The organism is Bacillus sp. T-10(2022) (genome assembly GCF_056502895.1).
The window spans coordinates 1,121,100-1,135,003 of the sequence record NZ_CP113518.1; the positions used below are offsets into that span (position 1 = coordinate 1,121,100).

At 40.2% G+C, this 13,904-nt stretch carries 13 protein-coding genes; 4 read left to right on the forward strand and 9 right to left on the reverse strand.

The genetic code is table 11. The annotated features are described in order from the left end of the window. Positions 1-326 precede the first annotated feature (326 nt). From ald to OSJ91_RS05435, 6 genes are all read right to left on the reverse strand, one after another. Entirely contained in the window at positions 327-1,460 is a 1,134-nt protein-coding gene (gene ald, locus OSJ91_RS05410; RefSeq protein ID WP_053533925.1) for an alanine dehydrogenase, read from the reverse strand. A gap of 171 nt (positions 1,461-1,631) precedes the next feature. Further along, entirely contained in the window at positions 1,632-2,453 is an 822-nt protein-coding gene (locus tag OSJ91_RS05415; RefSeq protein WP_350301532.1) for an EcsC family protein, read from the reverse strand. A gap of 49 nt (positions 2,454-2,502) precedes the next feature. After that, positions 2,503-3,759: a PucR family transcriptional regulator gene (locus OSJ91_RS05420; protein WP_350301533.1), complete on the reverse strand. Its 1,257-nt coding sequence runs from the start codon at positions 3,757-3,759 to the stop codon at positions 2,503-2,505. A gap of 130 nt (positions 3,760-3,889) precedes the next feature. Continuing rightward, on the reverse strand, positions 3,890-4,888 hold the full coding sequence (locus OSJ91_RS05425) for an inorganic phosphate transporter (RefSeq protein ID WP_350301534.1): 999 nt from the start codon (positions 4,886-4,888) through the stop codon (positions 3,890-3,892). A 15-nt stretch (positions 4,889-4,903) separates the two neighbouring features. Continuing rightward, entirely contained in the window at positions 4,904-5,524 is a 621-nt protein-coding gene (locus tag OSJ91_RS05430) for a DUF47 domain-containing protein (RefSeq protein ID WP_350301535.1), read from the reverse strand. A 237-nt stretch (positions 5,525-5,761) separates the two neighbouring features. After that, positions 5,762-6,760 (reverse strand): inorganic phosphate transporter, encoded by a 999-nt coding sequence (locus tag OSJ91_RS05435; RefSeq protein ID WP_350301536.1) that lies wholly within the window; start codon positions 6,758-6,760, stop codon positions 5,762-5,764. 385 nt (positions 6,761-7,145) lie between these two features. Here OSJ91_RS05435 and OSJ91_RS05440 point away from each other — a divergent pair, with 385 nt between their 5' ends. Both OSJ91_RS05440 and OSJ91_RS05445 read left to right on the forward strand, forming a co-directional pair. Next, positions 7,146-7,976 carry an aldo/keto reductase gene (locus tag OSJ91_RS05440; protein ID WP_350301537.1) on the forward strand — a complete coding sequence of 277 codons (831 nt, stop codon included), beginning with the start codon at positions 7,146-7,148 and terminating at the stop codon, positions 7,974-7,976. 472 nt (positions 7,977-8,448) lie between these two features. Further along, positions 8,449-8,703: a GlsB/YeaQ/YmgE family stress response membrane protein gene (locus tag OSJ91_RS05445; RefSeq protein WP_170946860.1), complete on the forward strand. Its 255-nt coding sequence runs from the start codon at positions 8,449-8,451 to the stop codon at positions 8,701-8,703. A gap of 859 nt (positions 8,704-9,562) precedes the next feature. Here the strand turns inward: OSJ91_RS05445 and OSJ91_RS05450 are convergent. Continuing rightward, entirely contained in the window at positions 9,563-10,474 is a 912-nt protein-coding gene (locus OSJ91_RS05450) for an RluA family pseudouridine synthase (protein WP_485891167.1), read from the reverse strand. A 233-nt stretch (positions 10,475-10,707) separates the two neighbouring features. Here OSJ91_RS05450 and OSJ91_RS05455 point away from each other — a divergent pair, with 233 nt between their 5' ends. Beyond that, on the forward strand, positions 10,708-11,127 hold the full coding sequence (locus OSJ91_RS05455) for a DUF5365 family protein (RefSeq protein WP_485891168.1): 420 nt from the start codon (positions 10,708-10,710) through the stop codon (positions 11,125-11,127). A 68-nt stretch (positions 11,128-11,195) separates the two neighbouring features. Here OSJ91_RS05455 and OSJ91_RS05460 read toward each other — a convergent pair whose 3' ends face one another. Continuing rightward, positions 11,196-11,666, reverse strand: coding sequence for a thioredoxin family protein (locus OSJ91_RS05460; RefSeq protein WP_350301540.1), 471 nt, complete (start codon positions 11,664-11,666; stop codon positions 11,196-11,198). After that, a complete protein-coding gene (locus OSJ91_RS05465) occupies positions 11,666-12,103 on the reverse strand; it encodes a disulfide oxidoreductase (RefSeq protein ID WP_350301541.1) in 438 nt (145 codons plus the stop codon). Before OSJ91_RS05465 ends, OSJ91_RS05460 begins: the two co-directional genes overlap by 1 nt. 190 nt (positions 12,104-12,293) lie before the next feature. Here OSJ91_RS05465 and OSJ91_RS05470 point away from each other — a divergent pair, with 190 nt between their 5' ends. After that, positions 12,294-13,841 carry a GNAT family N-acetyltransferase gene (locus OSJ91_RS05470; protein WP_350301542.1) on the forward strand — a complete coding sequence of 516 codons (1,548 nt, stop codon included), beginning with the start codon at positions 12,294-12,296 and terminating at the stop codon, positions 13,839-13,841. Positions 13,842-13,904 lie beyond the last annotated feature (63 nt).

Here is a 13,904-nt window from a genome sequence, read left to right on the forward strand (position 1 = left end):
GGCAGAGTAGTGGCCTATCCGGAAAAATCGCCCGTCCGAAAATCCGACCTAACTCTGGATAATTCGACCGATCGAGCAGAAAATCGAGCCTAACTCTGGATAATTCGACCGATCGAGGAGAAAATCCGACCTAACTCTGGATAATTCGACCAATCGAGCAGAAAATCCGACCTATACCCAAATTATTCGACCGTTGTGCAAGTTAATTCGACCGTTGTGTGAGATAATCCGGCCTAATCCAGATATCGTATGGAGACGTACTGCTTCATCGAGGTTCTCGTCCAAAAAAAATAAGACTCCAGACAAGATTCTGGAGTCTTTTTTTATTAAGCGTTAATGTTATTTGGGTTTAAGGCGTTTTCAACACTTACGTAGTTGTAGCCAAGGTCTGTGGCAACTGCTTCGAACGTGATTTCACCGTTCGCCACATTGACGCCTTTTGCAAGGGCATCATTTTCAAGGATTGCTTTGATGGCACCTTTGTTTGCAATTTGAAGTGCAAATGGTACTGTTACGTTAGTTAAAGCAACTGTAGAAGTTTGAGGCACTGCTCCTGGCATATTCGCCACTGCATAATGCACTACTCCATGTTTAACATAAGTAGGGTTATCATGTGTTGTTATGTGGTCAACCGTTTCAAAGATACCGCCTTGGTCGATTGCAACATCGACAATGACTGAACCTGGAGACATCGATTTAACCATTTCTTCAGTAACGAGCTTAGGAGCTTTAGCACCTGGAATCAATACAGCACCGATAACCAAATCGGCATCTTTGACTGCTTCTGCAATATTATAAGGGTTGGAGATGAGTGTAGTCAGTTCATTTCCGAAAATATCATCAAGTTGACGAAGGCGGTCTGGGCTTAAGTCAAGAATGGTAACATCTGCGCCTAATCCAATAGCGATTTTAGCAGCATTCGTTCCAACCATGCCTCCACCGATAACAGCGACTTTACCGCGTTTAACTCCAGGAACTCCGCTTAAGAGTATTCCTTTACCGCCGTTATTTTTTTCAAGGAACTGAGCACCGATTTGTGCAGCCATGCGTCCTGCAACTTCACTCATTGGTGTCAATAAAGGAAGGGTGCGGTTTACTGCAACCGTTTCATAAGCAATGGCCAAGACACCGCTTTCTTTTAGGGCCTGAGCTAGTGCCGGTTCTGCCGCAAGATGTAAATATGTGAAAAGGATTAAATCTTTTCGGAAATATTTATATTCAGATGAGATAGGTTCTTTTACTTTCATGATCATTTCTGTGCTTGCCCAAACGCTAGCAGCGTCCTCGACTATAACAGCACCAGCTTCTTGATATGCTTCATTTGTAAAACTGCTTCCTAGACCTGCGTTCATTTCGATTAATACTTCATGTCCTGCATTGACTAATGCTACGACCCCAGCTGGAGTGATAGCTACACGATTTTCATTGTTTTTAATCTCTTTTGGAATTCCTATTCTCATCTTAATCCCTCCAATAATATGTTTTACTATTTGTATCACAAGTATAGTTGGAAAAAGAAACAGTTAGTATGTGGAAATCAGAAAAATGAAAAAGGTGTATTTGTGGAATTCCACAAACGCAGTTTCAAAAAACATGGACTTGCCAGGATCAAAACCCAATTAAAGCTGAATTCAATTCTTTGCAATTGGTTCTTGAATGCGCTCTAGAATCCTTCTTTTCTTATAAAGCATGATTCCCGTATCGGCTATATCGGCAATCATCGAACGATTTGTCAGGGCGCCAAATATTATTCCGGCAACAGGAACCATTTGCAAAAGCTTTTTCCAGCCAAACTGATCACGGTATGTATAAACGACTTCTCGCCATCCTTGCAGTTCTGATGCTATTTCCCTTTTTGATTGGGAATCAGTCTGGGTCATTTTCGACAATTCATTTAATAGAGCCTTTTTGCCGACAACATCCGATGCTGTGAATTGCAGGCATTTGACGATGAATATACGTTCTTGGCGGTCCCTAGGATTGAAGCCATATGTGATGGCGATATCCTGAAGGGTTTTGATCGACATGCCGAGAAGAAGGGGGATGTCGATTGCCAAGGTGAAGATTCCGCCAATCCCGGTAGTGGCCCCTTGAACCGTTGCCAATTTGCTGCCTGAATTTTTAATATCCTGACTCACGCTATCCATGATATGGAGGGGTATGCTTGAAACATCCTCCACGGCAGTAATATTCAACTCGGGATTCTTGGCTTGCAGCTGATTTAGAATATGAGCTTCTTTCGTTAAATATTTTCCGCCATTCTGAATGTAGCTTCCGATTTCATCAAGCATGACACCCAATTTTTTCTGAATGAAATCCGGTGTCAACTTATCCAATAGCTTGAAGGGAATCCGCCCAATCCGTTCCCAAAACCATAGTCCTTTTTGATCCTTCTCCCATTTTTCTATGATTGCTAATTCTTTTTCAAGTTCTTCTTTTGTTTCAAATTTCATAAGATCAACCTTTCCACACTTCTAGTATTCCATATCAGGGAATATATCATTAATTTTTCTTGGAGAATTCATCATATTGATTAAGTTTAATGTTAAGAAAGAGGGACATTTTTTGTATCGGGTCTTTTAACCGGATATTTCCCACTTCCGAGATCCTTTTTAATCGATAATTCAATGTATTCACATGGATATGAAGGTTTCTTGAAGCCTCGTTTGGGTTGCAGTCTTTCTCTAGATAGACGGTGAGTGTTTGCAGCAATTCCGTCTGGTTTTTCATATCGTATGCTTTAAGTTTAAGGATGGAAGGATGAACACGACGCTGTTTGTTGCTTGCGAGTGATTCAATCATTTGAAACATGCCAAGTTCTTCATAATGTAAAATGAGTTTCATGTCATCAGGGAATATATTCTTCATTTTTAGAGTGTATAGAGCTTCTTCGTAACTTGATTTAACATCCATTAAGTTTTTATACATATTGCCAGCCGTTCCAAGGATATGCTCAACACCGAAACGCCGTTTCATCTCCAGAATGAAAAAAGGAATGAACTCATAAATCGATGAAGTGAAAGAAGGGCTGTTTTCCTGGTTGGCTCCTGCGAAAAGAATGAGCTTGTTATGGTCAATGGCAAATAAGGAACTGTTTATCTTTTGAGTGGTCGTTAACATGTATGAAATGTAGCGCTCCACTTCGCGATTGATCTCTTTAGGAAATTCGAATACCAATATGGAAAAAACCACTGGAACATGGATCGAGAATTTCTTATAATTTTCAATTATTTCCGATTCTTCTTGGTAGTGCCCGGTCAACATGCGCCAAAGGAACTCTTGATGACCTGCTTCTTTCCTTTTCTTTTTCAATTGCAATTGCTGTAACTGGTTCTTCGCCTCCTTGGCAGCGAATTGCAGAAATTGCATATCTTCTTCGGTGAATGGTTCATTTACTTCCAAAGCCCAAATGAATCCAAGTACTTCATTATTTTTCCGGATGGAAACCGCAACCCTGTTACCGAGACCGACATCATTGATGGCCCCGATTTTAATAGGGGCATCTTCTTTCAATAACGCGGGTATGAAGCCATCTTTCCATAAACTGTTGATGACCTTTTCAGGGACACGTCTTCCGATTATGGTCATGATACGAGCCTGATCCGTCGTATCATCGTGAGTGCTATAAGCAAGTAAGCGATGGTTACCGTCCTCGATTGTAATGGGGCAGCCTAAAACAGAACTGATTCTATCGGCAAACTCCATCATATCTCCATAAAGGTCTTTAAAAATATCTCTATTTTTTTCGAATTCCTTCATTGTTATTTTGCCCCTCGCTAAAAAAAATTCCTTCTCCTTGAATTTTAAACGATTTCCTATTAATTAGCATAGATAAATCCTATGTCAAAACAGAAAATCCCTACCGATGGAAACCGGAAGGGATTTTATTTTAGAATAAGAAGTTAATTAAAAGATAAAGCAAACCAGCTAATGTTGCAGAGATGGGAATGGTAATGAACCAAGTGATGATCATTCTTTTTGCCGTTCCCCATTTTACGCCCTTGACACGATGCGCAGATCCAACACCAAGGATTGAAGACGAAATAACATGTGTTGTACTGACCGGCATGTGTATTACAGTCGCGCCGAAAATGATAAAGGCTCCGGTTAAGTCCGCTGCAACACCATTGACCGGGCGGATTTTCATGATTTTGCCGCCAACGGTTTTAATGATTTTCCATCCGCCGACGGAAGTTCCAAGTCCCATTGCCAGCGCACAGGAGAACTGAACCCAGAAGGCGATATCGGTACTTGATGCATAACCATTTGCAATAAGGGCCATCGTGATGATACCCATCGCTTTTTGAGCGTCGTTCGTTCCGTGGGTATACGATTGAAGTGCTGCAGTAGCAATCTGTATAGTCCGGAATTTTTGGTTTGTTTTTGTCAGGTTATTGTTTTTAAAGACAACTTTAAAGATGCTGTATACGATAAACCCGATTACAAAAGCAATTAACGGGGAGAAAATCAAAGCTTGAAGAATTTTCATGAAACCTTCCCATTTAATTCCAGCGAATCCCGCTGCAGCAATGGCTGCACCAGCAATCGAACCAATCAATGCATGGGAGGAACTGCTTGGTATTCCGTAATACCAGGTTAGAAGGTTCCATATGATAGCGGCAAGTAGAGCAGCCATAATTACATATGAACCATTCGGAAGCGTGAACGGATCCACGATATCCTTCGTTATGGTCTTCGCCACTCCAGTAAATGTCATGGCTCCGACGAAATTCATGACGGCTGCCAAGATGATGGCATGCCTAGGCTTCAAGGCCTTTGTTGAAACAGCAGTCGCTATTGCATTGGCTGTATCATGAAAACCATTGATGAAGTCAAATGCTAAAGCAAAGAAAACGATTAATATTGTTATAATTAATAAAGTATCCATTTATTGGGGTACTCCTTAGGCGTTTTTCATTATGATTGTTTCAAGTGTATTGGCCACCGCTTGACAGTGATCGGCGATCTCTTCAAGGCTTTCGTAAATTTCTTTATATTGAATGATCCTGATTGGATCTTTTTCTACTGTAAACAAGTTTTTGATTGATTGACGTTGGATTCCGTCACAAACGGATTCAAGATCTTTAATTTTTATTGCATGTTCACGAATCATTGGCAATTTTTTAGTGGATAGTGTATCGACAGCATTTTCAATCTCATACGTACACTGTTTGATTGCATCCACAAACTTAAGCATATACTCATCTGCATTGACAATTGAGTACATTTCGAATAATGCCGCACAGTGTTCCAAACCGTCTATGACATCATCCATTCTCATGGTTAATTCAAGGATATCCTCCCGTTCGATAGGAGTGATGAAAGCATTGTTCAGCTCTTTGATCACATTATGAACCATTGAATCGCCTTTATGCTCAAAGTCTTTCATCGTATCTGAAAATACTTTGAGATCGGAGATGTTCTTGAGTTTATAATCCGCGAAATAGTCAGCACCTTCTTTTAGGTTTTGAGCGATGTTAAAAAGCATTACAGCGAATTTGTCTTTTTTTGATTTAAAAGCCATGTTAAAGCCTCCCAATTAGTCATGCAAATTTACGCACTTTAGTCGTACGCTTAGTATTAACAAATTGATTGTAACGAATTCATGTAGTATCCGGGAAGGTTTTTCGACGAAAATTTACAAAATCTTAATAAAACTTTACATAAAAAAACAAGGAAAATTAAAAAAAGGGAAAAAGCCTGCATTTATAAGGGGGAATTGTAAAAAAAAAGCCTTTCCGATATGGAAAGGCGAAAGGTTCTATAAAAATAAAGCAATCAAATAGTAAATGATTCCAGCTAAAGAAGCAGAAATTGGCAATGTAATGAACCAAGTGACCAACATGTTTTTGGCGGTTCCCCATTTTACCCCTTTGATGCGGTGTGCAGAACCGACCCCAAGTATTGAAGAAGAAATGACATGAGTCGTGCTGACAGGCATATGGAGGAAGGTTGCGCCGAAAATGATCGATGCACCAGTCATATCGGCAGCAACTCCATTAACCGGACGGATTTTCATGATTTTACCGCCAACTGTTTTGATGATCTTCCAACCTCCGATAGATGTACCAAGCGCCATGGCAATTGCGCAGGATAATTGTACCCAGAAAGGAACCTCAGAGGTAGAGGCATATCCGTTAGCGATCAAAGCCATCGTGATGATACCCATGGATTTTTGAGCATCATTCGTTCCATGTGTATAAGACTGGATGGCCGCTGTGAGAATTTGTATTCTCCTGAATCGCTTATTGGTTTTTCCTAAATTATTATTTTTGAATACTACCTTGAAAATACTGTATACAATGAAACCAAGCGTAAAGGCAAGGATGGGAGATAGAATCAATGCTTGTACAATTTTAGTGAATCCACTCCATTTAATCGCATCGAATCCACTAGCCACGATGGCAGCTCCCGCTATTGAACCAATGATCGCATGGGAGGAACTGCTTGGAATGCCAAAATACCAGGTGATTAAATTCCATATTATGGCCGAAATTAGAGCAGCAAGGATTACATAAGAACCATTGTTCAATGTGAAAGGATCAACGATATCCTTCGTAATGGTATGCGCAACACCGGTAAAGGTCAGTGCTCCTAGTAAATTCATGACCGCAGCCAGGATGATTGCATGACGTGGTTTAAGCGCCTTGGTTGATACTGCTGTAGCGATGGCGTTAGCCGTATCATGGAAACCATTGATAAAGTCAAAGACCAAAGCAAAAATAATAATTAGCACTGTTAAGATGAGTATGCTATTCATACATGGAGGACTCCCTTGATTTCAAGTGTAAAGTGTATATGGATTTTGGCCAATGAATGGGCGCAAAACAGTTTGCAACTCCTCAATATTTAGAATGGGAGTTTTACGTTTGATTATTCTTTAAAAGCTGACACCTTCTTTTTTACTTGGTTTTAAATCGAACTATTCAATTGTAACGAATTTCATACCTATAAGGATAGATGTTTCGTCATTTTTTTACAAAATATTTAACTTGGTGAATGATTAAAAAGATAAAATGTTTCCTCTTATATATATAAACGGGTGCGTTTCGTTTAAGGAACTCTATAAATCCCGAGGCTTATGGTTAGAAATAGAAGGTGGAGGGATGTATAATTGGTAAATAAAAGTAAGGGGGAATGATGGAATGATTTCAAACATTGGGGAAACGATCACCTTACATAATGGAGTTAAAATGCCACAGTTAGGTTTTGGTGTATTTAAAGTGAAAAACGGCAATGAAACGGTTGAGTCTGTCAAGAAAGCGATCGAAGTTGGATATCGTGCGATCGATACTGCGGCCATTTATGAAAATGAAGAAGGTGTTGGCCAGGCGATTCGTGAATGCGGCGTGCCTCGTGAAGAATTGTTCATTACATCTAAAGTGTGGAATACAGAGCAAGGATACGAAACGACGCTCCAGGCATTTGATGATAGTTTAAATCGCCTTGGCTTGGAATACTTGGATTTATACTTGATCCACTGGCCGGGAAAAGATAAATATCTGGAAACCTGGAGGGCTTTGGAAAAGCTTTATAAGGATGGCAAGGTGAAATCAATCGGTGTAAGTAATTTCCATGTTCATCATTTGGAAAATTTACTTGCAAACAGTGAAGTGAAGCCGGTCGTCAATCAAATTGAATTACACCCACTTTTGACACAAGTAGAAATTCGTGATTACTGTGCAAAACATGAAATAAAGGTAGAATCTTGGAGCCCGCTAGGAAGAGGGAACCTATTGGAAGAGCCGACAATTAATCATATAGCGAAGAAGCATGGGAAAAGTTCAGCGCAAGTGTTGATTAGATGGCATCTGCAACATGATCTAGTTGTAATACCTAAATCGATTACGCCGTCCCGTATCGAGGAAAATGCACAGGTATTTGACTTTTCATTAAGCCTGAATGAAATGAATCAAATAGATGCCTTGAACAAAAATGAACGGTTCGGCAGCAATCCCGATGAACTTTTGTTCTAAGAATGCTGCAAATAATAGAAGGGTGTCCCGATAATTGGGGCATCCTTTTTCTTTTTCCTTTATGAACATAATTGAGACAGTTACTGCTTATACTAACAATGTGACAAAGTTAAAGCCTATGGTATACCCGTTTAATATGTCTGATAATCCTGTTTTCGTTACCAAATATTTTTTAAAAAAATTAGGTTTTAGATTATTAAAACGGGGAAAATAATGAGTACAGCGGCAAACAAAAAGAAAAAAATCACTAACATGGATTGTCCAATCAGTTACTCAAGGGCTATAGCTAGCTAACTCTACCCAATAACTAAAGCATTCACATTCATTAGATATCGTGCTAATCGGCATCATACCATTTTGAATGTAAAAGTTAAAATAACTGAAAAATGGCATGACAATATGGAAGTGATTTGATTTCTTGGAGTCTGCTGCAGAAATGAAAAAATAACTAATTTGAAGGAGGAAATATATTATGGGATTTTTATGGTCATTAATTATCGGAGGTATCATTGGTTGGTTAGCAGGTATGATCGTTGGACGTGACGTACCATTTGGAATTATCGGTAACATTATCGCTGGTTTTGTTGGTGCATGGTTAGGTTCATTAATTCTTGGGAACTGGGGACCTTCAGTTGCAGATTTCGCGATAATTCCAGCATTGATTGGTGCAATCGTATTTGTCTTCATCTTAAGCCTTATCTTAAAAGGCATGAGAAAAGCTTCATAAATACAAAAAATAAAGCTGGCCCAAGTGGCCAGCTATTTTTTTATGCCAAAAGAACGGATTTCGTCCCGACATGCGTATATTTCGGTTGACCTAACATGCAGAGAATCAGTCCGCTGAAAAAAATATGAGCGACAATTCGGATAATATTAATGAAGAAATAAGTACACCGTCCGAAAAGGAATGGTGTTTCAGACTGTTACAAATTCGAAATTAATTGAGTTTGCAAATAAGTGTTGATTTCCTCTCCAGGCACTCGCTTTCCGCGGGCGGTCCGGGAAGCCTCCTCGCCTGCGGGGTCTTCCCTGGACACGTTTTCCGGCAGGAGTCTCGTACCTTACGCTCCAATCAACTATGTTTTACCTTTTAGATAGGGCCCCATTTGTCTACAAACTCGATAATAATTGATTTTTCCTACAGTACTTTTGAGTGTTTATAGAATTGAAACGTTGATTTCCTCTCCAGGCACTCGCTTTCCGCGGGCGGTCCGGGAAGCCTCCTCGCCTGCGGGGTCTTCCCTGGACACGTTTTCCGGCAGGAGTCTCGTACCTTACGCTCCAATCAACTTTGTTTTACCTTTTAGATAGGGCCCCATTAGTTTGCAAACTCGATAATAATTTTTCCTACAGTATTTTTTGAGTGTTTATAGAATTGAAACGTTGATTTCCTCTCCAGGCACTCGCTTCCCGGGGGCGGTCCGGGAAGCCTCCTCGGCGCCTTGCGCCTGTGGGGTCTCCCTTGGACTCGCTATTCCCGCAGGAGTTTCGCACACCCGCTCCAATCAACTATGTTTAAAAATTTAGATAGAACTCCTTTTGTCTACAAAAAAAACACCGTCCGGTATGGAACGGTGTTTTTTTGTTTAAATGGTGAAATCGAATATTTCAGGTTTATCAATGAAAGGAGCTTCAACGATCATTTTTTCTTCTGAAATGGGGTGGATGAATTCAATTTTTCTTGCATGAAGGGCTTGACGTGGAAATGTCCTTTTTCCGCCATATAAGGAATCTCCGGCCAAGGGGTGGTTCAAATGACTGAAATGCACCCTGATCTGATGGGTTCGGCCGCTTTCCAGGGTGCAGCTGACGAGTGTCAAGTTTTTCTTGGGATAGCGGTTGAGCACCCGATAGTGGGTGACTGCCGTCTGGCCTGTAGGGGAAACCCTTCTTCTCGTGGCATGGTGGCGGTCGCGGCCAATTTTTTCTTTGATTTCGCCTTCATCCTTTTTAATGTTTCCTTGTACTAAAGCTAGGTAAGTCCGCTTGATTTCCCTTTCTTCCAACATTCTATCCAGCATGGACCCAATGAGGCGGTTTTTGGCAAAAAGGACGGCACCGGTGGTATCTTTATCAAGCCTATGAATATGCTTGATCATACAGGTTTGGCCGTTTTTTTGAAGATGGTGTGCAACTCCATTGAGGAGGGAGTGTGCTTCACCCGGCTGAGAAGGGTGGGTATCCATTCCAGCCGGTTTATTGGCTATCAACAACACATCATCTTCATATAAGATGGAAATTCCTAAGTCTGCCGCTTGTACTGTTTCATTTTCAGCGTGATCCAATAAGGGGATTCTGATCGTATCTCCTTCATTAAGGATTGTTGACCATGTTACGGAATACCCGTTCACTGTCACTTCTTTACTCATTCTCCATTCATGCACTAATTTCTTTGGGGCCTTCCAACGCTCCCTAAAAAGCTTTTCCAATGTTAATCCATTCCAAGTTTGGAGAACATCTATTATTAAATGTTGGTTAGTTATTCTGAAATTTTCCAATAAAAACTCCTACTTTCGACTGCTTTGGTTTTTGATTAAATGAAAAAAATATATAATAATCAAGAATTAGTCATGAAAAAGTAACTTTGGACCTATTGCTGAAATTTTCGTGGTGGAAATTACCACATATTTTTTACAATATTTATGTTATTCTAGTGGGGAAGAAATCGCTTGTCCTAGAATATACATATAATAGATAGGTCTAACGGATCTGAAAAAAGGTGGTTTTTTTAGTGAAGACGGTCTTTTCTTCAACGGAAGAACAAGAGCAAGAAATAGCGAGTCTCGTTTCTCGTTTCTACAAATCTGTATTTCCAAAATACTTTACGGAAAGTGAAATCCTTCATTTTCGCGAGATTGGCGTTTTAGAGCCCAATCAAAGTTCTGTTACTTACTTGGCAACATTAAGAGACGCATTTCAAGTAATGACATGTCTTCAAGTCCTTATGTCGATATTAGACAAACAAAAGAGAGAAGAGTTTATAGTGATGGAACCTGAATCTGAAGAATTGTTCCAACATAACATCACTCTATTGAATGAATGCGGAATATTCTTCCCCTTTTATTATGACCATTTTTCAAGTATAAACCAAGAATCGAATAATGAGATTCAGATGATGGACATCCAGGTGGCGAATCAATATTTAGTATAAGGCAAAAAAAATGAGCCGGCTATAACGGGAGAAGCATTTCCGTTAGGGCCGGCTCATTTTTTCCATCCTTAATTAATATCGTGGTCCTTGAACCATTTCTCGAACGTTTCCTCATCATTATAGCCAACGATCCGTTCTTGTTCTTTGCCATTATTATAGTGAACGATGGTCGGGGTCTTTTTGATGCCATAATCGCTCCATCCTTGTTCAAACTCCAAAAGATTATATTGAACTAGATCGATTCCCAACTTTTCTGCCAAAGGAGCCACGATTGGCGTGGTTTTTAGACAATGCGGGCACTCAGGACTATAGAAGTAAACGGTCACATCTTCATTATCCTGGAGGTCCTGCTCCAATTCTTCCGGCAGGATCAAGTTTTGATAATTGGGGTCATCCAGCTGATCGACAGTAGCGGGTTTAAGCTTATCCTTGCCGTATGGATTTCCTTTTGATTTTTCTTCTTTTTTCAAGTTTGTAAAAACGCCCAGCAGGACAAATATCGCGACGATTATCACTAAAAATATAGCCATTTTCTTCATTAAGCTGCAACCTCCTTGGATCTTGTCCATATGATGTAACTGCATATGAAAATAATGATGAATGCAGTCAAGGCTAGGAACGGGATGGTGATGAAACCAAATACGTTTATATATTGACCTGTACATGGAACCCTTCCGCATGCAAGGGTGTGGTCAGAAAAGAATGAAACCTTTTGTATCAAGTAATGGTACGTGGAAATGAATGCACCGATAGCGGATAATATCATCGTATAAAAGCTGATCCAATAATCTTTTCGAATGATTGCAATTCCTAAAATGATCGTAAAAGGATACATGATGATCCGCTGATACCAACAGAGCACACAAGGTTCATATTGCTTGATTTCAGAAAAATATAAGCTTCCAAACATAGCAATGATGGAAGCAGCCCAGGCTGCAAATAATAAGTTTTCCACACTGCGTTTTGTATTGTTCATGGTTCCTCTTCCCCATCTCTTTATACTCTCATGAAAAGTATAGTATGTAAGGACCGCGTATGTAAAATATATATTCTTTTAACGGACAATCAGAATGTTTTTATTTGAAATCCATGGGTAGGTTCAGTTGTTTTAATTTTTGAATAAGGGGTATAATTCTTATGGAAGAGAATAAAGGAGTCTGAGGAAAATGCCTAATTTGGACCTGCATAAATATGAAAAAATAATGGAAATACGTAATATGAGGCTAGGAGACATAGATGAAATAATTGCTTTGCAGTCGAGTTGCTTTCCTGGAATGGTTCCCTGGAAGCGAGATCAGCTTGAGAGCCATCTGGCAATTTTTCCAGAGGGGCAGTTTGTGGCTGAATATGATGGAAAAGTGATTGGCTCATGTTCCAGCCTCATTATTAATTTTGACGAATATGATGACCGCCATACATGGGATGATGTAACCGATAATGGATACATCACGAATCATAATCCGGACGGTTATAATTTATATGGAATCGAGGTCATGGTCCATCCTGAATTCCGCAGGATGAAAATTGGCCAAAGACTATATGATTCAAGGAAAGAACTTGTTGCCCATTTGAACTTAAAAAGCATCATTATCGGGGGCAGGATCCCCAATTACCATAAACATGCGGATGAATTGTTACCAAGGGAATATGTGAAAGAAGTGCAATTGCATAAAATATATGATCCGGTTCTTTCATTCCAGCTTTTAAATGGGTTCACGCTTATGAGGATCAATCCGAATTACTTGCCGGATGATCTGCAATCGAATAAGTATGCTACGCTCATGGAGTGGAATAACGTCGATTATCAGCCAAAAACAAAACGTTATTATAAAACATCGGAACCGGTACGTATCTGCGTCGTGCAATACATGCTGCGTAAAATCGATTCATTCGAAGATTTCGCTAACCAAGTCGAATATTTCACCGATGTTGCTTCGGATGCCAATGCGGATTTCGCCGTGTTCCCGGAATTGTTCACAACCCAGCTGATGTCTTTCTTGAATGAAAGATCACCAAGCTTGGCTGTCCGGAAACTGTCGGATTTCACGGAGCAATACATTGAATTGTTTACCACTTTAGCTGTAAGGTATAACGTCAATATCATCGGCGGTTCCCATTTCGTTAAAGAAGATGATGACAATATCTATAATATCGCTTATTTATTCCGTCGCGATGGGACGATTGAAAAGCAATATAAAATTCATATCACACCGAATGAAAGAAAATGGTGGGGTATTAACGCAGGTGACCGCGTTCGTGTCTTTGATACGGATTGTGGAAAAATCGCGATACAAATTTGTTATGATATTGAGTTTCCGGAACTCGCCCGGATTGCTACCGACATGGGAGCCAAAATCATATTCACTCCATTTTGTACAGAAGACAGGCAAGGCTATCTGCGGGTTCGTTATTGTGCCCAGGCCCGTGCCGTGGAAAACCAAATTTACACCGTCATTTCCGGAACGGTCGGAAATCTTCCGCAAACGGAAAATATGGATATCCAATATGCCCAATCGGGAATCTTCTCTCCATCGGATTTCGAATTTGCGCGTGATGGCATAGTCGGGGAAACAAGCCCGAACCTTGAGATGGTCCTGATTGGCGATGTCGATTTGGAAATCTTAAGGCGGGAGCGTCAATCTGGTACTGTAAAGCAATTGAAAGATCGCCGCCATGATATTTACCATCTGCATTACAAAGATGGCCAAAAATAAAGAGGTAAACGAGCTCGTGATGTGAAGAATGCTGGATTCGGTTCTTTTCATTACGAGCCTTTA